Source organism: Nocardioides sp. 503, from assembly GCF_004522095.1.
Lineage (GTDB): Bacteria > Actinomycetota > Actinomycetes > Propionibacteriales > Nocardioidaceae > Nocardioides.
The window spans coordinates 363,653-385,657 of sequence record NZ_SPUI01000003.1 but is presented as its reverse complement, the minus strand read 5'-3'; the positions used below and the strand labels follow the sequence as shown (position 1 = coordinate 385,657).

General features: G+C 67.2%; 21 protein-coding genes. 16 read left to right on the top strand and 5 right to left on the bottom strand.

What is annotated here, in order from left to right; genetic code table 11:
* Positions 1–109: 109 nt before the first annotated feature.
* The 10 genes from E4622_RS09190 to E4622_RS09145 all read left to right on the top strand — a co-directional run bounded on the left by E4622_RS09190 (position 110) and on the right by E4622_RS09145 (position 10,612).
* Positions 110–1,843, top strand: a complete 1,734-nt coding sequence (locus tag E4622_RS09190; RefSeq protein ID WP_134739903.1) for a DUF4012 domain-containing protein — start codon at positions 110–112, stop codon at positions 1,841–1,843.
* 109 nt (positions 1,844–1,952) lie between these two features.
* Positions 1,953–3,101 (top strand): DegT/DnrJ/EryC1/StrS aminotransferase family protein, encoded by a 1,149-nt coding sequence (locus E4622_RS09185; RefSeq protein WP_134739902.1) that lies wholly within the window; start codon positions 1,953–1,955, stop codon positions 3,099–3,101.
* Positions 3,098–3,685 (top strand): sugar transferase, encoded by a 588-nt coding sequence (locus tag E4622_RS09180; RefSeq protein ID WP_134739901.1) that lies wholly within the window; start codon positions 3,098–3,100, stop codon positions 3,683–3,685. The genes E4622_RS09185 and E4622_RS09180 overlap by 4 nt, the downstream gene beginning before the upstream one ends.
* Positions 3,686–3,687: 2 nt before the next feature.
* Positions 3,688–4,935, top strand: a complete 1,248-nt coding sequence (locus E4622_RS09175; RefSeq protein WP_134739900.1) for a glycosyltransferase family 4 protein — start codon at positions 3,688–3,690, stop codon at positions 4,933–4,935.
* Positions 4,932–5,540: a GNAT family N-acetyltransferase gene (locus E4622_RS09170; protein WP_134739899.1), complete on the top strand. Its 609-nt coding sequence runs from the start codon at positions 4,932–4,934 to the stop codon at positions 5,538–5,540. The genes E4622_RS09175 and E4622_RS09170 overlap by 4 nt, the downstream gene beginning before the upstream one ends.
* Positions 5,527–6,636 (top strand): SDR family NAD(P)-dependent oxidoreductase, encoded by a 1,110-nt coding sequence (locus tag E4622_RS09165; RefSeq protein ID WP_134739898.1) that lies wholly within the window; start codon positions 5,527–5,529, stop codon positions 6,634–6,636. The genes E4622_RS09170 and E4622_RS09165 overlap by 14 nt, the downstream gene beginning before the upstream one ends.
* On the top strand, positions 6,633–7,748 hold the full coding sequence (locus tag E4622_RS09160; protein ID WP_134739897.1) for an NAD-dependent epimerase/dehydratase family protein: 1,116 nt from the start codon (positions 6,633–6,635) through the stop codon (positions 7,746–7,748). The genes E4622_RS09165 and E4622_RS09160 overlap by 4 nt, the downstream gene beginning before the upstream one ends.
* Positions 7,745–8,875 (top strand): UDP-N-acetylglucosamine 2-epimerase (non-hydrolyzing), encoded by a 1,131-nt coding sequence (gene wecB / locus E4622_RS09155; RefSeq protein ID WP_134739896.1) that lies wholly within the window; start codon positions 7,745–7,747, stop codon positions 8,873–8,875. The genes E4622_RS09160 and wecB overlap by 4 nt, the downstream gene beginning before the upstream one ends.
* The gene (locus E4622_RS22730; protein WP_167736031.1) at positions 8,872–9,432 is read left to right on the top strand and encodes a DapH/DapD/GlmU-related protein; all 561 of its coding nucleotides are present in this window, start codon (positions 8,872–8,874) and stop codon (positions 9,430–9,432) included. The genes wecB and E4622_RS22730 overlap by 4 nt, the downstream gene beginning before the upstream one ends.
* 1 nt (position 9,433) lies before the next feature.
* Complete coding sequence (locus tag E4622_RS09145; protein WP_167736030.1) at positions 9,434–10,612, top strand: glycosyltransferase family 4 protein; 1,179 nt, start codon at positions 9,434–9,436, stop codon at positions 10,610–10,612.
* Between the two features lie 37 nt (positions 10,613–10,649).
* Here the strand turns inward: E4622_RS09145 and E4622_RS09140 are convergent, their stop codons facing one another.
* From E4622_RS09140 to cysC, 5 genes are all read right to left on the bottom strand, one after another.
* A complete protein-coding gene (locus E4622_RS09140; protein WP_134739894.1) occupies positions 10,650–11,570 on the bottom strand; it encodes an oligosaccharide flippase family protein in 921 nt (306 codons plus the stop codon).
* 438 nt (positions 11,571–12,008) lie between these two features.
* Complete coding sequence (locus E4622_RS09135; protein WP_245155965.1) at positions 12,009–13,292, bottom strand: GTP-binding protein; 1,284 nt, start codon at positions 13,290–13,292, stop codon at positions 12,009–12,011.
* Positions 13,292–14,206: a sulfate adenylyltransferase subunit CysD gene (cysD, locus tag E4622_RS09130; protein ID WP_134739893.1), complete on the bottom strand. Its 915-nt coding sequence runs from the start codon at positions 14,204–14,206 to the stop codon at positions 13,292–13,294. The genes E4622_RS09135 and cysD overlap by 1 nt, the downstream gene beginning before the upstream one ends.
* 118 nt (positions 14,207–14,324) lie before the next feature.
* Positions 14,325–15,353: a sulfite exporter TauE/SafE family protein gene (locus tag E4622_RS09125; protein WP_134739892.1), complete on the bottom strand. Its 1,029-nt coding sequence runs from the start codon at positions 15,351–15,353 to the stop codon at positions 14,325–14,327.
* The gene (cysC, locus tag E4622_RS09120) at positions 15,350–17,242 is read right to left on the bottom strand and encodes an adenylyl-sulfate kinase (protein WP_245155964.1); all 1,893 of its coding nucleotides are present in this window, start codon (positions 17,240–17,242) and stop codon (positions 15,350–15,352) included. Before cysC ends, E4622_RS09125 begins: the two co-directional genes overlap by 4 nt.
* 100 nt (positions 17,243–17,342) lie before the next feature.
* On the opposite strand from cysC, the gene E4622_RS09115 reads away from it, so the two are divergent.
* The 6 genes from E4622_RS09115 (at position 17,343) to E4622_RS09090 (ending at position 21,986) form a co-directional block, all read left to right on the top strand.
* Complete coding sequence (locus E4622_RS09115; protein ID WP_134739890.1) at positions 17,343–17,693, top strand: phosphomannose isomerase type II C-terminal cupin domain; 351 nt, start codon at positions 17,343–17,345, stop codon at positions 17,691–17,693.
* A complete protein-coding gene (locus tag E4622_RS09110; RefSeq protein ID WP_134739889.1) occupies positions 17,693–18,658 on the top strand; it encodes an asparaginase in 966 nt (321 codons plus the stop codon). The genes E4622_RS09115 and E4622_RS09110 overlap by 1 nt, the downstream gene beginning before the upstream one ends.
* Before the next feature lie 251 nt (positions 18,659–18,909).
* Positions 18,910–19,287 (top strand): helix-turn-helix transcriptional regulator, encoded by a 378-nt coding sequence (locus E4622_RS09105; RefSeq protein ID WP_134739888.1) that lies wholly within the window; start codon positions 18,910–18,912, stop codon positions 19,285–19,287.
* Positions 19,288–19,330: 43 nt separating this feature from the next.
* On the top strand, positions 19,331–20,014 hold the full coding sequence (locus E4622_RS09100; protein ID WP_134739887.1) for a hypothetical protein: 684 nt from the start codon (positions 19,331–19,333) through the stop codon (positions 20,012–20,014).
* Positions 20,015–20,132: 118 nt separating this feature from the next.
* Entirely contained in the window at positions 20,133–20,417 is a 285-nt protein-coding gene (locus E4622_RS09095; protein WP_209021854.1) for a DUF2516 family protein, read from the top strand.
* 108 nt (positions 20,418–20,525) lie between these two features.
* A complete protein-coding gene (locus E4622_RS09090) occupies positions 20,526–21,986 on the top strand; it encodes a polysaccharide biosynthesis tyrosine autokinase (protein ID WP_134739886.1) in 1,461 nt (486 codons plus the stop codon).
* Positions 21,987–22,005 lie beyond the last annotated feature (19 nt).

The window sequence follows — 22,005 nt, the reverse complement described above, 5'->3', positions numbered from 1 at the left end:
GAAGGCCCCACGGTGACGTGGGGCCTTTCGCATGCCCGAGCACGATCGACCGTGGTCTGGGAATGATCCACTTGCCACCAGAGCGCAGCGGACCTGAGAGGATGCCCGCGTGGTCACACGTCGCAGGGTCCTGGCCGTACTGGGCGGGGTGATTCTCGCAGCGGTTCTGCTCACCGGATGGCAGGCATGGCAGGTCCAACGAGACCTGCGTGACGCAGAAGCCAGCGTCGATGCGCTCACCGCCGCAGTTCGAGACAACGACAGCGATGCCCGTGACCAGGCCATCGCGGACCTGCAAGAAGCGTCCTCGGCTGCGTCGGATCGGACTGACGGATGGTGGTGGGCGACCCTGACCAAGCTCCCCTTTCTCGGCGACGACGTGCAGGGCGTCCGCGCGCTGAGCAGCTCGCTCGACGTCATGGCCGACGAAGGGATCACACCGCTTGCCGCCACCATCGACGACCTCGACCGGCTCTCGGTCGACGGTCGCATCGACGTCACGGTCGTGGAGGGTCTCAAGGGGCCGGTGTCGGAAGCCGGTGCCGCCTTCCAGCAGGCGGCTGACGAGGTCGATGACATCGACAGTGGCGGCTTCGTAGGCGCGTTCCGCCCACGCTTCGACGACTACGTCGACCGAGTGGACGAGGCTGCCCAGTCGCTCACGGCAGCGGACACGGCTACGGCGGTGCTGCCGACGATGGTGGGGGCCGACGGTCCCCGCGACTACCTGCTCATCTTCCAGAACAACGCAGAGATTCGCGCCACCGGCGGCATGCCTGGCGCCTGGGCCCAGGTGCACGCCGAGGACGGCAAGCTCGAGATGGTCAAGCAGGGCACTGCTCTCGACTTCCCCACGGCTCAGAAGCCGGTCCTGCCCCTCACCGAGGAGGAGGTCGCCGTCTATGGCGAGGAGGTCGGCACGTACTTCCAGGACCCCGGCTTCACCCCCGACTTCCCCCGGGCAGCGGAGCTGTGGCGCGCACACTGGGACGCCAAGTTCCCCTCGACCCCCATCGACGGCGTGATCTCCCTCGATCCCGTCGCGATGTCCTACCTGCTCGAGGGCACTGGCCCAGTTTCGGTTGGGGACCTCACCTTGACTTCGGAGAACCTTGTCGACGAGCTCTTGAACAAGCCATATCGCAACCTCGATGTGCAGGCTCAAGATGTCTTGTTCGAGGATGCGGCCGGCGCCATCTTCGATCGGTTGACCCGCGACCCTCCCTCTCCGGTGGACATGGTGCGGGGCCTGAGTCGAGCGGCAACGGAGCGGCGCTTCCTGCTCGCGTCATTCGACCCGGCAGTTTCAACTGAGTTGGAAGGTTCAGCAATCCAGGGCCGACTGTCGGGGGATGAGGGCAGCACTCCTCACATCGACGTAGGTGTCAACGACGCGACCGGTTCGAAGATGTCCTTCTACCTGCGTTACTGGGCCGACGCGCGAGCCACCTCATGCTCCCAGGATCAACAGACCGTGTCCGGGTCCATGAGCCTCAGCCAGGCGATCGCTCCGGCCGAGGCTGCCAAGCTGCCCGATTCGGTGACGGGCGGCGGCACGTTTGGGACCGAACCCGGTGCACAGCTCACGCTCGTCCGCATCTACGGTCCCTATGGCGGCTCCATCGATCAGTTGAAGGTGGACGGGAAGCGTCAGACACTGGATGCGCAGACCATCGACGGGCGACCCGTGGTGGTGCTTGCCATCTTGATCGCGACCCGTGACGACGTGGTGATCACCTGGACCATGACGAGCGGCCCTGGCCAGACGGGAGCCGGCGAGGTCAGTCTGACGCCCGGCATCCAGCCGGGGAGCAAGGATCTCACCTTCAAGAGCGCCTGCTGAACGTGCGCTCGCGTGGACGGCCGTCAGTGCCTTCGGGTCAAGCGGATCGCGCGGGTCGAGCGAGGCCCAACACCACCTCTCATCTGTGAAGGCACGAACGGAGAATCACATGCGAGACAAGCTGCCTTTTGCGCTCCCGGACATCGGGGAGGCGGAGATCGATGCCGTCGTGACGGCCCTTCGCAGCGGTTGGGTCTCGACCGGACCGAAGGTCAAGGAGTTCGAGGCAGCCTTCGCCGACTTGCTCGACAGCGGCGTCGAGGCGGTCTCCGTCAACTCAGCCACAGCGGGCCTGCACCTCGCTCTGGAGGCCTGTGGCATCACGGCAGGCGACGAGGTACTGCTCCCCACGTGGACCTTCACGGCGACGGCGGAGGTGGTGCGCTACCTGGGGGCTACTCCGGTCCTGGTCGACGTGGACCCCGACACCCTCAACATCGACCTTGAGCAGGCGGCGCGGCTCGTGACCGCTCGCACGAAGGCGATCATGCCCGTCCACTTCGCCGGACTGGGCGTCTCCCCGAGTGCGCTTCGTGCCTTCGCGCTGTCACACGGCCTCAAGGTGGTCGAGGACGCTGCCCACGCCCTGCCGACCGTCACCGAGGGGCAGATGGTGGGTGCCGGCGAGAGCGAGGCCGTCGTCTTCAGCTTCTATGCGACCAAGACCATGACGACCGGAGAGGGTGGCATGGTCGTCACTCGCGACCCGGAGATCGCGAAGCGCATCCGCATCATGCGGCTGCACGGGATCGACCGTGACGCCTTCGATCGCTATCGGTCGGACGTGCCCTCATGGCGCTACGAAGTCGTTGCGCCCGGATACAAGTACAACATGACCGACCCCGCCGCAGCGATGGGTTTGGTGCAGCTGAGTCGGGCCACGGAGATGCGTGACAAGCGCGCTGCGATAGCCGACCGGTACCACCGCGAGCTCGCAGATCTCGGGTTGGGCCTGCCTGTACCTGCCGCGAGCGCCGACCTCCACGCCTGGCACCTGTACGTCATCCGAGTCCCGTCCGGGACGGATCGTGACGCGTTCATCGCATCGCTCGCACGGTCTGGAGTCGGGTCCAGCGTCCACTTCATACCGCTCCACCTGCAGCCCTACTGGCGCGACTTCGCCGGCCATGCGCCGAGCGACTTCCCCGCCGCCACGGCGGAGTTCCAGCGGGTGGTGAGCCTGCCGATCTTCTCGTCCATGTCGAGCGACGACGTGGACCGGGTCGTGCATGCGGTTCGTGAGGCGGCGACTGGATGAAACGCGCCATCGACGTTGTCGTCGCTGCTGTCGGGCTGCTCTTGTCGGCCCCCTTGCTCGCGCTCTCCTGCGCCGCCGTCAGGTTGGACTCCCGGGGGCCGGTGGTGTTCCGGCAGGAGCGAATCGGCAGGCACGGTGTCCCTTTCGAGATCTTGAAGCTCCGGACCATGTCTCATGCCACCTCCGGGGCCAGCGTGACCGCCGGAGGTGATGCGCGGATCACCCGAGTAGGTCGCTGGCTGAGGTCGACCAAGCTCGACGAACTGCCTCAGTTCGTCAACGTGCTGCGGGGCGAGATGAGCCTGGTCGGACCTCGTCCGGAGCTCGCCAAGTACGTGGCGTTGTGGCCGGCCGAGGCGCGTCAGGAGATCCTGGCGCTCCGCCCGGGGATCACGGATCCTGGTTCCATCGCATTTCGGCGCGAGGCCGAGCTCTTGGCATCCGCCGCCGATGCAGAGTCCTACTACGTGCAGGTGATCTTGCCGCAGAAGGTCGAGCTCTATCTGCAGTACGCGCGCACGCGCACCCTGGTCGGGGACTTGAAAGTCCTGGGCGACACGATTTCAGCCGTCGCGAGGGGATGAGAATGCGTATCGGAATGCTCACCCAGTGGTACGACCCGGAACCGGGACCGGCCGCGCTTCCTGCGGCGCTGGCGCGTGGACTGGCATCGCGAGGGCACTCGGTCGAGGTGGTGACCGGGTACCCGAACTATCCGGACGGAGTTCTCGCCGCCGGCTATCGCATCCGCCCTCGGTCGACCGAAGAGGCGGACGGCGTGCGGGTGAGTCGGGTGGCTCTGTATCCATCGCACAGCGAGTCCATGTCTCGACGGCTCTTGAACTACGGCTCGTTCGCCGCATCCGCTGCGGTTGCCGGCGTTCCGGCGTCGTTCCGACACGTGGATGCCTTGTGGGTCAACTACTCGCCAGTGACGATCGGTCTTCCCCTCGCCGTCCAGCACCTCTTCCGCAGGACTCCCTCAGTCGTGCACGTCCTGGACCTGTGGCCAGACACCTTGGCGGCGGTCGGGCTCGGCTCGGACAGCGGGCGCGGTCGGACCGCGCTTCGTGCGGTGGACGGGGTGTGCAACTGGATGTACCGGACGGCGGAGCACGTCGCCTACATCTCGCCCGGTGTCGGCGAGATTCTCGCTGAGCGGGGAGTCCCTCGCGCCAAGCTCGCCTACGCGCCCATGTGGGCCGATGAGACGCTCCACAAGCCGACCTCCCGACCAGAGGTCAGAGGGTATGGCCTCGACCCGAACCAGCTTGCAGTCGTGTACGCCGGGACACTCGGACGCGCTCAGGGGCTCGAGACCCTGATCGAGGCCTGCGGCCGGATGAAGCGGTCGTCCGTCGTGTGCCTCATCGCCGGGTCGGGCACCGAGGAGAGTCGCCTGCGAGACATGGCCGCGCGGATCGGAGCGGACAACGTGCACTTCCTCGGGCGCCTGCCGAGGGACGAGATGCCGGCGCTAGCGGCAGCCGCGGACGTCAACTACGTGGCCCTCAACGACCACCCGCTGGCGCGCGTGACCATGCCGAGCAAGCTGCAGGCGATCCTGGCGGCAGGCGGCGTCGTGGTCGGCTCGCTGAGCGGAGACGCGGCATCGGTGGTCAACGACTCGGGCGCGGGCTGGGCCGTGGCACCTGGTGACGTGGGCGGTCTGGTGGGGGCCCTGCAGGAGGCCGCCAACCTGGGGACACAGGGGCTGGCGGGGCGGCGGCGTGCCGCCAGGGAGTACTACGAACGGACGTTCGCTTATCACCAGGGTGTCGACACGATCGAGAAGCTGTTGATCAGCGCAGCTCGGCGGGGGCGCGGAGCATGAACGTGACGATCAGGGAGCTCACCCGGGACGACGTCCGAGAGGCCGCGGCGCTGCACCGCAAGGCCTTCCCCTCGTTCTTCCTCAGCAGCTTGGGGGAGCCCTTCCTGCGGGAGTTCTACAGGGCCTTCCTCGAACCGCAGGGAATCGCGCTCGTGGCTCGTTCGGAGGCGGGTCAGCTGGTCGGCGTGGCGGTCGGTCACACGCAGCCCGCCGGCTTCTTCCGCCGTCTGCTGATCCGACGCTGGTACGCCTTCGCTCTTGCGAGCCTCAGGCTCGTGCTTCGTCGACCTAGCATCGCGCCCCGCCTTCTCCGTGCCGTGACCTACCGGGGCCAGACGCCCTTGGAGGTGCCCGGCGCGCTCCTGAGCTCCATCTGCGTGGCGGACGAGGCGCGAGGTACCGGCGCAGCCAAGAGCCTGTTGGAGGCATGGACGGCATCCGTGGTCGAGGCCGGCGTCGGCGAGGCGTACCTCACGACCGACAGCGAGGACAACGACCGGGTGAACGCCTTCTACCGTGGCGCGAACTGGGGGTTGCACGGCTCCTTCGAAACTCCGGAGGGGCGGAAGATGAACTGCTACACGTGGCAGGATGGGGCCGTCTGACGCGCGGGCGCAACTGCCTGCATGGTCGATCCGAAATCGGAAGGAACACCGAACCGTGAGTTCGAATAGTGGCCCAGTTCTCGTCACCGGCGGGACTGGGTCGTTTGGGTCCACCATGGTCCGTCGTCTGCTGGCGACCGACATCGACGAGATCCGGATCCTGAGCAGGGACGAAGCCAAGCAGGACCACCTACGGCGCGAGCTCGGGGACGGGCGGGTGAAGTTCCATGTGGGCGACGTCCGTGACTCACGCAGCGTGGAAGACGCTGTCAACGGTGTGAAGCACATCTTCCATGCCGCCGCCCTCAAGCAGGTGCCCAGCTGCGAGTTCTTCCCCCAGCAGGCCGTGCTCACGAACGTCACCGGAAGTGACAACGTGATCAGGGCAGCCGAACGCGCTGGCGTCGAGTCGGTGGTCTGCCTGAGCACCGACAAGGCGGTCTACCCCATCAATGCCATGGGCATCTCGAAGGCGATGATGGAGAAGGTGGCGCAGGCGCACGCGCGCCACCGCGGTGAGGATGGGCCGATCGTCTCGATCACCCGCTACGGCAACGTCATGTACAGCCGTGGATCGGTCATCCCGGTCTTCGTCGAGCAGCTGCGCACGGGCAAGCCGTTGACGGTGACGGACCCCACGATGACTCGCTTCCTCATGTCCTTGGACGAGTCGGTCGATCTGGTCGAGTACGCCTTCACCCAGGCGAAGCCGGGCGACCTCTTCGTGCGCAAGGCGCCGGCAAGCACGGTCAAGGACCTCGCTCTGGCGGTGGCGTCTCTCTTCGGCGTCGAGAACCCCGAGATCCGCATCCTTGGCACGCGCCACGGCGAGAAGCTGTACGAGTCGCTGCTGAGCCGAGAGGAGCTGCAGAAGGCCGACGACCACGGCGACTACTACCGGGTGCCCCTCGACGCGCGCTCGTTGGAGTACGAACTCTTCTTCGAAGAGGGCGAGCGGGAGCTGATCGACCACGACTACACCTCTCACAACACGGAGCGCCTGGACGTGGAGGGCGTCAAGACGTTGTTGCTCACTCTTCCTGCCATTCGGCGCGAGCTGGCTGCTGCGGGGCGACCGGTGGAGTCGACCGCGTGAGGGTTGTCATCACGGGTGGCTACGGCTTCCTCGGCTGGCACACCGCATGCCGCCTACGCGCCATGCACGGGATCGACGCGACACGCCTGGGTCGTGAAGACCAGGCAGACCTCGAAAGGGCCATCGCGAGCGCTGACGTTGTGATCCATATCGCGGGGGTCAACCGCGCCGAGTCGGACGAGGCGGTGCGACAGGGCAATGAGGACCTCGCTCGCGCGGTGGCTGCCGGAGTTGTGGCCTCGGGGCGGCCGATGCGGTTGGTCTACGCCAACTCGATCCAAGCCGAGCTAGAAGACAGCCCGTACGGCGCCGGCAAGAGGGTGGCGGCTGGAATGCTGGCGGAGGCCGCGGCACGAGTGGGCGGTTCTCTGGCCGACGTCCTGCTTCCCAACCTGTTCGGTGAGCATGGGAAGCCGCACTACAACTCCTTCGTGGCGACCTTCTGCAGTGTGCTGGCCGAGGGCGGCTCGCCGTCGGTCGTGGGGGACAAGGAGATCCCGCTGCTTCACGCGCAGGCTGCAGCCGAGTGCCTGATCGAGGCGATGCAGGGGGAGCAGAACGTCCAGATCCGGCCTCGGGCCGAACGCCGCCTCGTCTCCGAGGTGCTGGACCTGCTGGTTGGCTTCCGTGACCTCTACTCGCGTGGCGAGGTGCCGGACCTGAGCGAGCAGTTCCTCGTCGACCTCTTCAACACCTACAGGTCCTACACGTTTCCGCAGGCGTTCCCCTTCTATCCGCAGGTACACGCCGACGACCGCGGGGTGCTCGTTGAGACCGCACGGAGCCACGGAGGGACGGGTCAGGCCTTCGTGTCGACCACTCGTCCGGGTTTCACACGTGGGGATCACTACCACCTGCACAAGGTGGAGAGGTTCTTTGTCGTGAGAGGACAGGCGGAGATTTCCTTGCGTCGCCTGTTGACGGACGACGTGGTGACCTTTCGCCTCGACGGAGAGCGGCCAGGGTTCGTCGACATGCCCACCATGTGGGTGCACAACATCAACAATGTCGGCACCGAGGATCTCGTCACCATGTTCTGGGCTGATCAGCTCCTCGATCCCGAGAATCCGGATCAGTACCCCGAAGTCGTCGCTCTGGAAGGCCGCACATGAAGGTCATGACCGTGGTGGGAACGAGGCCGGAGATCATTCGCCTCGCCCGTGTGATCGAGCGCCTGGACCGCTCGGTCGACCATGTCCTGGTTCATACCGGGCAGAACTATGACTACTCGCTCAACCAGGTTTTCTTCGACGACCTGGCTCTCCGAGAGCCTGATCACTTCCTAGAGGTGGACACCTCCACCCTCGGGCGCGTGCTGGGAGAGACGTTGATCCGCGTCGAGGAGGTGATGCGGGCCGAGCAGCCGGACGCCGTACTCGTCCTGGGGGACACGAACAGCTGTATCGCAGCTGTGATGGCGAAGCGGCTTCGCATCCCGACCTACCACATGGAGGCGGGCAACCGGTGCTTCGACGAGAACGTCCCGGAGGAGACGAACCGCCGGATGGTGGACCATGTCGCCGACTTCAACCTCGTCTACACGGAGCACGCGCGGCGCAACCTCCTGGCGGAGGGATTGCATCCACGGAGAATCCTGCTCACTGGGTCGCCCATGCGAGAGGTGCTCGAGCACTACCGCGGCCAGATCGATTCCTCGGACGTCGTGGAGAGGCTCGGGCTGGAGCCGGCCAAGTTCTTCCTGGTGAGCGCGCACCGCGAGGAGAACGTCGACTCGCCCGTCCGGCTCCGGATGCTGCTCGACTGCCTCTCAGCAGTGCGGGAGGAGTGGGGCTATCGCGTGGTGGTGTCGACCCATCCCCGCACCCGCAAGCGTTTGGAGGCATTGGATGACTTCGATCAGGTCAGGGGGATTGAGTTCATGGACCCCTTCGGCTTCCACGACTACAACAAGCTGCAGACTGCGGCCGCGTGCGTCCTTTCCGACAGCGGCACCATCTCGGAAGAGAGCTCCGTCCTGGGGTTTCCTGCGGTTACCCTCCGAGACTCCATCGAGCGGCCGGAAGCCCTGGACGCCGGCGCGATCATCATGACAGGACTGCACCGCGGCGATGTCGTCGCAGCCGTCCGGTCGGTCATGGATGACTTCGCCCGTGAGGGGTCAGGTGCGCTTCCCGCTGGGTACGAGGTGCTTGACACGTCTCTGAGGACATACCGGTTCATTCTCTCTACGGCGCACCGTCACAAGACGTGGGCTGGCATCAGGGAGTCGGCGACATGAGGCTCTCACGCGACAGCGGACTAGGTCAGAACCTGCGCGTGCTTCGGAACAAGGCCATTCATGTGAGGAAGGGCCTCAAGGCTGTCCATCCGACGGCATACGTGCACGCAACGGCGGTGGTAGCCAAGGACCTCACCTGCGCGGAGTACGTCTTCGTCGCGCCAGGTTGCCAGATCGACCCCGGTGTGACGATCGGTCGCTACACCATGCTCGCGAGCCACGTCGCCATTGTGGGGGACGACCATGTCACCGACCTTGTGGGCACTCCCATGCAGTTCTCAGGCAGACCCAGACAGAGCAGGACCGAGATCGAGGACGATGTCTGGGTGGGGTATCGCGCCATCATCAGGCGCGGTGTGCGGCTAGGGCGCGGCTCGATCGTGGCTGCCAACGCCGTCGTCACCAAGGACGTCCCGCCCTTCTCCGTGGTCGCAGGCGTACCGGCGACCAAGATCGGCGACCGGTTCAGCAGTCAGCGTGAAGAGGCGGAGCACTCACGAGTGCTGGATGGACCGCTGCTGGCGCCGCGGTTCGCCGGTGAGCTTCGGGGAGACTGACGTGCGTATCGCTCTGGTCTGCGGCTACTTCGACTGGTTCAGCGGCTACCAAGAGGTTGCCTTGGCCGAGGCGTTCTCCCGCTATGGCGAGGTTGAAGTGATTGCAGGGGATCGAGTTTCTCCGATCTTCAACGATGCTCACTTGGAGAAGCTGGGGCGTGATCGTGGCTACGACTCAGGCACGACGATCGAGAACGGAGTCACTGTGACGAGGTTCCCGGTGCGGGAGGTCCGGTCCATGGTCTGGTCGTCCCTGGCCGTGTCGTACCTACGACGCTCAGATCACGATCTGGTGGTCCAGGTGATGCCAGGCCAGGGCTTGCCCATCGCTGCGTCACTCGCCTCCGCGGGCAAGAGGCGCGTCGCGCTCTACGGCGACAATGCCGCAATGTGGCTGGCGCTGCCCCAGTGGAAACAGGCCTTGAAGTGGGTTGCGTTCACCATCTCGAAGGGCGTTGCCTACCGTTACGTGAATTCGCGTGCCGTGCACGCCTACGGATACACACCAGACACGATCACTCGGTTGCGCGGCTTCTTCGGCAAGACGCCAGCGGACGTACTGCCTCTCGCGTACGACGCAGACAGGTTCTTTCACAACGCCGAGCTCCGTCGTGCTACGAGGTCTCAGTTGGGCTTAGGCGAGGACGACGTGCTCATCGTCACTGTGGGCAAGTTTCAGCGATACAAGGGAATCGAAGACATCGTCAATGCGGTCGACCTCACAAGTCGTCAGGACGTCAACCTCCGCGTTTTCCTTGTCGGCGCTGACTCTTCTGAGTACAGCGAGGAGATCCGCGCGATGGTCGCTGCCCGTGGCCAGGACGCCTGCCCCGTCGAGGTTCTAGACTTTCGAGATGCCGAAAGTCTGAACGCCTTGTACAACGCGGCTGATATCGGTGTCTGGCCGCGGCTGCCAGCCATCTCCATTCAGCAAGCTATGGGCACCGGACTCTTCGTCGTGCTTCCTCACAACGAGTGGGTGGGACATCTGGTTGAACCCGGCACGGGTAGGTATTTTGAGACGCAGACGGGCGTCGACGGCTTGGCGCGCGCGCTCGATGAGTACTCCCGTGAGGATCGCGCAGACGAGCGGCGAGACGAGCGCGCGAGGCGCAACGCAAGGTTCAGTGGTGCCGGGATTGCGCGCCAGGTGCTGGAGCACGTCGGGCTGTATCAGTGAGTCCGCGGCCTGTGCGCATGGATCGCTCGTTCACTGCTCACGCGAGCTGGCGAGGCGGCCGCTCTTGGCTCCATTGCGCGTGCGCAACGGCCAGCGTTCGCCAGGACAAGTACCACGACAGGGCATAGGTGGCGGCTGTGGCCAGGGAGAGTCCGGCGACCGTCTGCACGGGAGAGGCTCCCAACGCACTACTGAAGTACACCGTCGATCCGACGATGAGCAGTCGGCTGGAGTCCCAGGCCAACTGCGTCTTGTGTCTTCCGTAGACCACCAGGGTCTGCGACAAGGGCGACGCGACGATCTGGAACAGCAAGGCGATGCTCAGCATGCGTGCCATTTGTCCGCTGGTGGCCCACGAGCTTCCATAGACCCATAGGAAGAGGGGCTCGCTGAACACGAGAAGGACGGCTGTGCCGATGGCGCCAATGACAGCCAGTTGGCGCGTGGCATCACGGAACACGCGTACGGGCGGCTCGCCGCCCGCTCGGCGCACAGCAGCAAGACTTCCCAGGTACACCTGAGCGACGGCTAGACCAATCAGAGCCACCGGGGCGGTCAAGACTCGCTGGGTCAATCCAAACTGCCCGGCCACGTCAGGTCCGTGAAGTGCAGCGAGGAGGATGACGGGCAACTGCAATCCCATGACGTTGAGTGCGCCGGCCGGCGCCAGGACCGTCGGAACGTGTCGGAATCGCCGAAGGATCGCCTTGCCCTGGCGAAGGGTGTAGCTCTGTCGTGCGCTCGCATCGCTCAAACCGCTCTTCCGGAGCAGAGACAACGCTCCAGCCAGCTGCCCGAGCCCCCACCCGAGAAGCAGGCCACTGACACCAAGACCAGCAGCACCCAATGCGACCTGGAGAGCAAGGGTGGCCAGGCCGACGGTGACGTTCCTGATGGCGATCGCACCGTAGCGCTGGGAGCGGATGGCGAGGGCGTTCAACAGCTGGAATACGGCCATGGGCGCCGCTATGAGGGGAGCGGTCCAGGCCCAGTGGGAGAGCGCGTTACCAGTGGCCAAGCTGATCGTGAGGAGCGCAGTGGCGACGATCCCTCCAAGGACGAGTGAGCACGCGCAGCCGACGACCACCAAGGTGCGGCTATCAACTTCGTCCTCAGCAAGGGGAACTGCTAACTCGAGGCGTAACGAGAGGAGTGGAGTGAGAATGAACGCGACTGCGGCGATGCTAGAGAACGTGCCGAACTCCGACGGCGTGAAGAGGTACGCAATGACGGGGGAACCCGCGACGACGATGAGGTTTGCCGCCCCCGTTCCCGCCGCAATGGAAAGAACCGCTCGCCGGGGGCTGCTGGAAGCGGCGCCTACCACTGCAGTTTCCGCCTACCCGCGTCCCGGTATCTCTGCGGCGTCTCAACGACGCGAGAGTGGTGCGACAAGTTACGCGCCGGAGTTGATCATTCCGGCCCCAACAGTGATGCCGGTGGCCTCGTCGATGAGGATGAACGAACCCGTGGTCCGGTTCTTCGAGTAGGGGTCGCACAGCAGCGGCACCGTGGTGCGCAGCTGAACGCGACCGATCTCGTTGCGCCCGAGCTCCTTGGTCTCCTGGTCGCGGTGCAGGGTGTTGACGTCCAGGCGGTACTGGATGTCCTTCACCAGCGTCCGGGCGGAGCGGGTCGTATGCTTGATCGCCAGCTTCTGGCGGGGCTTGAGCGGGGCGTCGGCCATCCAGCAGATCATCGCGTCGATGTCCTGGCTGGGCTTGGGAGCGTTGGCCGGGCGGGCAATCATGTCGCCGCGCGAGACGTCCACGTCGTCCTCGAGGCGCACCGTCACCGACATGGGCGGGAAGGCCTCGGTGATCTCCTGGTCGAACAGGTCGATGCCGGCGATCTTCGACGTCATGCCGCTGGGCAGGACCACGACCTCGTCGCCGGGCTTGAGCACGCCGCCCGCGACCATGCCGCCGTAGCCGCGGTAGTCGTGGTGCTCGTCGGACTTGGGCCGTACGACGTACTGGACCGGAAAGCGGACGTCGACCAGGTCGCGGTCGGAGGCCACGTGGACGTTCTCGAGGTGGTGCATGAGCGTGGGGCCGGAGTACCAGTCCATGTTCTCGGAGCGGTTGACGACGTTGTCGCCGGCCAGCGCCGAGATCGGGATGACCTCGAGGTCGGGGATGTTGAGCTTGGTCGCGAACGTCGTGAACTCGGCATGGATCTTGTCGTAGACCTCCTGCGAGAAGTCAACGAGATCCATCTTGTTGACCGCGAGCACGAGGTGGGGGACCCGGAGCAGCGACAGGATCACTGCGTGGCGGCGCGACTGCTCGGTGAGGCCCTGGCGGGCGTCGACGAGGACCAGGCCGAGGTCTGCGGTGGAGGCGCCCGTGACCATGTTGCGGGTGTACTGCACGTGCCCGGGGGTGTCGGCGATGATGAACTTGCGTGCCGGAGTGGCGAAGTAGCGGTAGGCGACGTCGATCGTGATGCCCTGCTCGCGCTCGGAGCGCAGACCGTCGGTCAGCAGGGCCAGGTCGGTGTAGTCGTAGCCCTTGGAGACGCTGGTGGCCTGGACGGCCTCCAGCTGGTCCTCGAAGATCGACTTGGAGTCGAGGAGGAGCCGCCCGATCAGGGTGGACTTGCCGTCGTCGACCGAGCCGGCCGTGGCGAAGCGGAGCATGTCCATGTTGGCCGTGATGGAGTCGGTGGCGTCGGGCATCAGAAGTAGCCTTCCTTCTTGCGGTCTTCCATGGCTGCTTCGGAGAACCGGTCGTCGCCGCGGGTCGCGCCCCGCTCGGTGAGCTTGGCGATCGACACCTCCGCGATGATCTCGGGGATGGTGGACGCGGTGGACTCCACGCACCCGGTCAGGGTGATGTCGCCGCAGGTGCGGAAGCGGACGGTGCGCTCCTCGGCCACCTCGCCTGCGCGCAGCGGGTTGAGCGGGGTCTCGCTCATCAGCATGCCGTCGCGCTCGAAGACGCGGCGCTGGTGGGAGAAGTAGATGGGCGGGATCTCGATGCCTTCGCGACCGATGTAGTCCCAGACGTCCAGCTCGGTCCAGTTGGAGATCGGGAAGATCCGCATGTGCTCGCCGGCGTGGAGGCGCCCGTTGTAGAGGCTCCACAACTCGGGGCGCTGCATCTTGGGGTCCCACTGGCCGAACTCGTCGCGGTGGGAGTAGACGCGCTCCTTGGCGCGGGCCTTCTCCTCGTCGCGGCGTCCGCCTCCGAAGGCGGCGGTGAAGCCGTTCTCCTCGATGGCGTTGAGCAGCGTGCCGGTCTGCATCCGGTTGCGGCTGGTCTTGCCGTCGTCGACGACGACGCCGTTGGCGATCGCGTCGTCGATGCTGGCGACGACGAGCCGGACGCCCAGCCGGTTGACCCAGTTGTCGCGGGTGACCAGCACCTCGGGGAAGTCCAGGCCCGTGTCGATCTGCATCACCGGGAACGGGATCTTGGCGGGGTAGAACGCCTTCTCCGCGAGGCGGAGCATGACGATCGAGTCCTTGCCCCCGGAGAACATGAGGACCGGCTTCTCGAACTCGGCGGCGACCTCACGGAAGATGTGGATCGACTCGGCCTCCAGCTGGTCGAGCTGGCTCAGCCGGTAGTCGGGGTGGGTTTGCGACATGGGGAAACAGGGACCTCTCGGTGGACAGCAACCGACATCGTAGCCACGTGCCTCTCCGGTGACGAAGAAGCGAGCATTGTCGAGTGTGGCACATCACTTTTCGCCGGCATGCGGCGTCCTACGGGCTGGCATCCTCCGGCGCCGCCGGCTTGCCGGCGGGCCGGCCGGCCGGCTGGTGGTAGCCCATGTCCTCGAGCTGGGCGACGGTCGGGGCGCCGAACATCGGCAGGCCCTGCTCCTTGCGCAGCAGCCCCCACACCAGGGGGACTAGGACCACCATGGCCAGGCCGATGCCGCCGATGAGGATCGGGTGCGTCTCCTCGACGCCCAGCGGCGCCCAGCCGGCCTTGTCGAGCAGCGCGACTCCGGACATGGTCAGCACGACGACGATGGCGCGGCGGATGAACGACTGCGGGACCCGCGGCGCGAGCTTGCTCCCCAGGATGGTCCCGGGCACCGATCCGATGACGAGCGGCAGGGTCAGGCCGAGATCGAGACCGTCGTTGACGACGATGTTGGAGATCGCGGCGGCGAGCACCAGCGGCACGGCCTGCACGAGGTCGGTGCCGACCAGCTTCACCGCCGAGAGCCCGGGGTAGAGCATCAGCAGCGCCACCATGATGACCGAGCCCGAGCCGACGCTGGTGATGCCGACGAGCAGGCCACCGAGGGCGCCGACGAGCAGCGTCGGGAGGGGCCGCACCTGAGGGTGGGGGTCCCCGCCCGAGCCGCCGGCGCGCACCCGGCGCAGGTTGATGTAGAGCCGCAGCGCGTACGTCGTGGCCGCGAGGAGCAGCGCGAAACCGATGCTCATCTTGAGCACGTCGTCGATGTCCTCGGGGTCCACCACCCCGGCCAGGATGTGGGGGCCGGCCAGGGCCGTCGGGACCGATCCCAGGATCAGCCACTTCGCGAGGTCGAGGTTGGGCGAGCCTTCGCGGGAGTGGACGATCGCTCCGCCGGTCTTGTAGATCGCGGCGGCGGTGAGGTCTGCCGTGACGATCCGGGCCGTGTCGCCCACTCCCAAGAAGATCAGCGCCGGGGTCATCAGCGCCCCGCCGCCCATGCCGGTCAGGCCCACCACGATCCCGACGAAGAATGCCGCCGCGAGGATCGAGGGGAAGTCGGCGGTGACGAGGTCGCTCATGCGCCGATCCTCGTGGACCCGGTGAGCGCCGGGACGACGACGCGCAGCAGCTCGTCGATCTGGGCTGCGCAGGCCTCGGCCGCCTCAGGACCGCGACCGTAGGGGTCGTGGACGTCCTGGCTGGTCTCGGCGTTGCCGCGCCGCTCGCTGACGGCGGCGAGCAGCCCCGGCCCCACGAGGTCGATGCCGGCCGCGGCGTCGGCGAACTGCCCGAGCGTGAACACCTTGCGGAAGGCCGTGGGGTGGTCCTGGAGGATGAACGCGCGGTGCGAAGTCTCAGCGGTCAGCACCAGGTCGGACTGCTCGACGAGGGCGGGGCTGAGGGGACGGCTCACGAATCCGACGCTGTCGACCCCTCGACGACCCAGCGCCTCGGCCATGACGGCGTCCATCGCGTGCTCGCGGAACCCGTGGGTGCCGGCGCTGCGGAAGACGACGCTCGCGTCCTCGGCCGTGGCCGCGCGCGCCGACAGCTCCATGTAGGGGGAGCGGCAGATGTTGGCGGTGCACACGAACAGCACGTTGAGCGTGCGGTCCTCGATGGGCGCGTCGCGGTCATCATCGATCACGTCGCCTGGGTTTCGAGACGGTTGCTGCGCGACCCCCTCGACCTCCGAGGGGGGCGCCGCTTCGTCGGGGGTTGAGGAGGGCGCGCTACCGCCCGTCTCGAATCCCGGATCGTCGGTGAGGTCGAGGTACCCCGCGTCGGCGAGCGCCTCGAGCACGTCGCCGAGCGCGTCGTCGATCGAGCGGCCCGTGGTGTCGACGCGCACGTCGGCGTCCTGGGGCTCCTCGTAGGGCGACGAGATCCCGGTGAACTCGGGTATCTTGCCGGCCCGGGCCTTGGCGTAGAGGCCCTTGCGGTCACGCCGCTCGCACTCCTCCAAGGGCGTGGCCACGTGGACGAGGAAGAAGGCACCGCCGGCCTCCTCGACCATGGCTCGCACCTGCTGACGGGTCTCGTCGAACGGCGCGATCGGGCTGCAGACGGCCACGCCGCCGTGGCGCGAGATCTCGGCAGCCACCCACCCGATGCGGCGGATGTTGGTCTCGCGGTCCTCCTTGGAGAAGGTCAGGCCGGAGGAGAGGTTGCGACGTACGATGTCGCCGTCAAGGCTGGTCAGCGTGCGCTCGCCGCGCTCCAGGATTCGGTCCATCAGGGCGCGGGCGAGGGTGGACTTGCCGCTCCCGGACAGACCGGTGAAGAACAGCACGAGCCCCTGCTCGTCAGGCGCGGGATGGTCCGCCTCCACGATCTCCGCGATCTCCAGGGGAAGCTCCCCGCCGTCCTGCAGGCCGTGGACCCGGTCGATGCCGGCGTAGTTGGCGACCACCTGCACGCCAAGGTCGTGGTCAACCGTCGCGACGCCGTGGGACGCAAGGGGGACGGCGACCACGACGGCGTCCAGGAAGTCGGCTGCGGCCAGGGTGGCCCGCAGCAGCGCGACGGGGGAGAGCTCAGGCGTGCCGTGGCCCACGAGGGTGAGCAGCACCGACGGGCCGAGGTCGCGGATCTCGCGCAGCTGGACGTCCGTCAGCGCGTCCGTGACCGGCACGAAGACCCGGCCGGCGTAGCGCTCCCGCACGACCGCGGGGGAGAGGTAGTGGCTGCGGAACGGACCGTGCTGGGCGTGGGTGAGCGGCTCGACGGACCAGCCGTCGGTTGATCCCACGCTGACTCGCGCCAGCGGCAGACCCTCCGGGTCGACCAGCTCGACGGCGCCGGCCTCTGCCGCCGCGGCCGCCACCTCGGCAGGCAGGGTCAGGGTGACGGCGCTGCCCGGCTCGTTGAAGGACCGGGTCGGCAGCAGCGCCCCGATGCTGAGCAGCTCGAGGTCATCGAGCTCGCGCGGCAAGGGGCAGTGCTGTGGCGCGCGTGAGTTGGACACCCGCTCATCCTGCCGCATCTTTCGGGGCGCTCCCGAACGCACCGCTGACCGTTGCTAGCGTTCGGCAGCGCAGCGCTGCGCCACCGACGAGAGTGAGCCCATGTCCGACCTGTCGCAAGACCGCCCTTGGGGGAGCTGGCACGTCATCGAGGACGGTCAGGGCTACAAGGTGAAGCGGATCGTCGTGCACCCCGGCAGGCGCCTTTCCCTCCAGACCCACCGGCACCGCTCGGAGCACTGGGTCGTCATCTTCGGCATCGCGACGTGCAGCGTGGACGGTGAGGTCGTGGTGGCCGGGCCTGGCGAGTGCATCGACGTGCCCCGCGGTGCAGCGCACCGGCTCTCCAACGAGCACTCCGAGGACCTGCAGATCATCGAGGTCCAACAGGGTGCCTACACGGGCGAGGATGACATCAACCGCCTCGAGGACGACTTCGGTCGGGCCGAGTGATGGCGGCGTCGAGCAGCCCGCCGATCGCCGAGATCGTTCGGTCGGGCTTCGTCGAGGGGCACCACTACGGGTCGGTCGTCGCCCTGGCGGCTGACAGCCGCGTCGACTGGTCCGTTGGGCCGGTCGAGAGCCCGATGCTGCCGCGCTCCTGCAACAAGCCGGTGCAGGCACTCGCCATGGTGAGGGCTGGTCTCGACCTGCCCGACGACCTGCTGGCCCTGGTCTGCGCCTCGCACTCGGGCGAGGCCTTCCACATCGACGGCGTCCGACGGATTCTGGCCTCTGCGGGGATCGACGAGTCGGCGCTGCAGACCCCGCTCGATTACCCGCTCGACGACGAGGCGCGGGCCGAGGCGCTGCGCGCCGGCCTGCCGAAGACGTCGATCGCCATGAACTGCTCCGGCAAGCACGCAGGGATGCTCGCCACGTGCGTCATCAACGGCTGGGACCTCGGCACCTACCTCCAGCCCGAGCATCCGCTGCAGCAGCGCATCCTGGCGACGTTCGCCGAGCTCACCGGCGTGCCGGTCGAGACCGTCGCCGTGGACGGCTGCGGGGCACCGCTGCTCTCGACCACGCTGGTCGGCCTGGCTCGGGCCTTCCGGGCGCTCGCCGTCGCGGAGCAGGGGCCGGAGGCACGCATCGCGGCCGCCATCCGGCGGCACCCGGAGTTCGTGTCGGGCACTCGGCGCGACGAGCTCGCGCTCCTGCGGGCGATGCCGGGCGCGATCGGCAAGGCCGGAGCGGAGTCCTGCTACGTCGTGGCCCTGCCCGACGGGCGCGCCTTCGCGCTCAAGACCGACGATGGGGCGCCGCGAGTGCGCCCCGTGCTCATGGCTGCGGCGCTGCACCGCTCCGGGGTCGACGCCGAGGACTGGGTCGACGGTGACGCCGTACGGCGGACCGGTGTGCACGAGCTGCTCGGCGGCGGCGTGCGCGTCGGGGAGATCCGCGCGTCGTTCTGACCTGGTCTCGTCCTGGCTTGCGGCCTGCGGTCGGGTGCGGGGATCTCGACGGGCGCTCGTCGCTGGCGCTCCTCGCTGCTCGATCACCGGTGGTGTGGTTTCGAGGCTCGCTGCGCTCACGCCTCAACCACCGAGCCAGACGATCGTGCTTGCTGGAATCGGACTCGGTTCTGGCTTAATGAGAGGGTTTGTGCCTCATGTCACCCCGCCATAGTTTGCATTTTGCTTGCTGGAGTTAGCACTATGGAGGCATGGCAAAGGGCAAGGTCGGCAAGACCGTCGAGTCGCTCGGGGACTACCTGAAGGAGCAGCGGGTCGCCTCGCGGCTCTCGCTCCGTCAGCTCGCCGAGCAGGCCGGAGTCTCCAACCCCTACCTGAGCCAGATCGAGCGCGGACTGCGCAAGCCGTCCGTCGAGGTCCTCCAGCAGATCGCCAAGGCGCTGCGCATCTCCGCGGAGCAGCTCTACATCCGCGCCGGGATCATCAGCCCGGAGGACGGCGTCGGCGGCTCGGTCGAGCTGGCCGTGCTCAACGACAGCGGCCTCACCGAGCGGCAGAAGCAGTCGCTGCTCGACGTCTACTCGTCGTTCCTGGCGATGAACGCCGGATCCACGCCCGCCGACGACTGACCCGCACGACTTCACCCCACCGCACCACCCAAAGGAGAACGACATGGCCAAGGCCAAGTTCGACATCAAGACGCTCGACCTCCCTCCCGTCGCGGCCAAGCCGCTCTACGCGGGCGTCGGCGCGACCGACCTCGCCGTCGAGATCGTCCGCGACTACGTCGCCGACGTGCGCAAGGTGCTCGCGGGCTACCAGAAGGACGTCCAGAAGACCGTCACCGGCTTCGACCTCGAGCCGAAGGCGCTGCGCGACCAGGCCCTGACCGTCGTCAACGCGCGGGTCGAGGCGCTGTCCAAGGACGCCCGCTCCCGCCGTGCCGCCGTCGAGGCGCGCGTCGAGGCCCTCCAGGCCGACGCCCTCGCCATCCCGACGAAGGTCCAGAGCGCCGTCAACGAGAACGTCTCTACCGTGACCGGCACCTACGCCGACCTGGCCCAGCGCGGCGAGAAGCTCGTCGCCCGCGTGCGCAACCAGGAGTCGACGAAGGCCACCGTCTCGTCCGCCAAGACCGCCACGGCCAAGGCCAAGACGACCAAGACCCAGGGTGCGAAGGCCACCAAGTCGACCGCCACCAGGGCGAAGACCACGGCTCGCAAGACGGCCACGACTGCGAAGAAGTCCACCGGCCCCGCGCGCAGCAGCGCGAAGGCCACGACCACCGCCGCGAAGAAGACCGCGTCGAGCGCCGCGAAGGCGGCCACCGACGCCGCTGCGAAGGTCGGCGACTGAAGAGACCCCGACGAGGGACAGCTGACGCTGTTCTGAACGGACCACGAGGCCCCCGGAGGTACGTCCTCCGGGGGCCTCGTCGTGCGAGTGCCTGCCCCGCCCCCGATACGCTGGTGCCATGGACGGCATGGTGGGGCTCCAGGGCACGGTCGGGCTCGTGCTGGTGCTGGCGCTGCTGGCGGTGAAGATCTTCGCGTTCGTGACCGCGCTGACCTACTCGGGCGAGGCGTACGTCGCCGCCGGCAAGCTCACGAAGCCGGCCTGGACGATCATCCTGGGCCTGGCCGTGGTCATGCAGCTGCTGCCGATCCTCGGCTCGCTCATCAACCTCGCGTTCACGATCGCAGCGATCGTCTTCTTGGTCGACGTGCGCCCGGCGCTCTCCGGTCTCCGCCGTCGGTAGCGCTGCAGCGGGGCTTTCCTGCCCGCTGGTCGGTTTCATTCGCCCCCTGACCTGCCGTTAAGGTGGCTGCGCGCACACGTGGGGCGCGCACAACAGGACGGGACCATCGTGGAACTCAAGGACTACTGGCAGACGATCCGTCGTCGCTGGAAGCTCGTTGTCGTGGTCTTCCTCCTATGCGTGGCTGCTGCCGGCTTCCTCACGTGGCAGGCCACCCCTCAGTACGCTTCCTCGGCGCGGATCTTCGTGTCCACGACACCCGCAGACACCAGTGATGCTCTCGCGGGCAACACCTTCGCCACCCAGCGGGCCTCGTCCTACGTCGACCTCGTCCCCACGCGCAAGCTGGCTGATCGAGTAGCCAACGATCTGGGCGGCGCGGCGGCTAACGACCCGCAGAGCCTTCGATCGGCGATCTCAGCCCAGGTCGTCCCTGAGACCGTCAACATCGTTCTCACCGCCACAGATCCCGACCCGACCAGGGCGCGCGACATCGCCCAGGCCTACGCCGAGGCTCTCAGTGACCTTGTCGCCGACCTAGAGACTCCACCCGGCAAGCGAGACGCGGTCATCACGGCCTCGATCGTAGACAATGCGCAGGTCACGTCGTCGCCCGTGAGCCCGCAACCGGTCCGCAACATCGGCCTCGGTGCCCTGCTCGGCCTTGTGATCGGGATCGGCTTGGCGGTGCTCCGCGACGTTATGGACACTTCTTTGTCATCGTCCGACGACATTGGTCTGGTCACGTCGGCTCCCATTCTCGGGCACATCAACAGCGACCCGGCCGCCGTCAAGAAGGCGCCGGCCGTGGCCCTGGCCGAGTCGACGCCCTGGGCCGAGGCCTTCCGCGTCCTGAGGACCAACATGCAGTACGTCGACGTCGACCACGAGCGTCGGGTGTTCGTGGTGTCGAGCTCGCTGCCGGCCGAGGGCAAGTCGACGACGGCGGTCAACCTCGCGATCACCCTGTCGATGGCGGGCGAGCGCGTCGCCCTCGTCGAGTGCGACCTTCGGCGCCCGCTCATCGCGCGGCGCCTCGGCCTGGACGAGGCGGTGGGCACCACCAGCGTGCTCATCGGCAAGGTCTCCCTCGATGACGCCTTGCAGACCTATGACGGCACGGACCTGAGCGTCCTGGCGTGCGGCCAGCTGCCGCCCAACCCGTCGGAGCTGCTGCAGTCGCAGGCCATGGAGGTCCTCATCAAGGACCTCCGCGAGCGCTTCGACGTCGTGATCCTCGACGCCCCCCCACTGCTTCCGGTCACGGACGCCGCCCTCCTCTCGGCGCAGGCCGACGGCATGCTGGCGGTGGTGCGCCACGGCAAGACGACCCGAGACCAGCTGCGTCATGCGCTCGAGCGGGTTGAGCAGGTCGACGCCAAGTGCGTCGGCGTTGTGGTCAACCTCGCGCCCGCCAAGAAGTCGGCCGGCTACGGCTACGGCTATGGCTACGGTTACTCCTATGCCTCCGAGCAGCCCTCCGCGGGCAAGCGGACGAAGGCGACCAAGATCGACACCGCGACGTCACGCGGCGCAGACGCGGATGTCCAGTCTTCGCCAGGAGTTTGACTGCGATTTCGGTAACTGG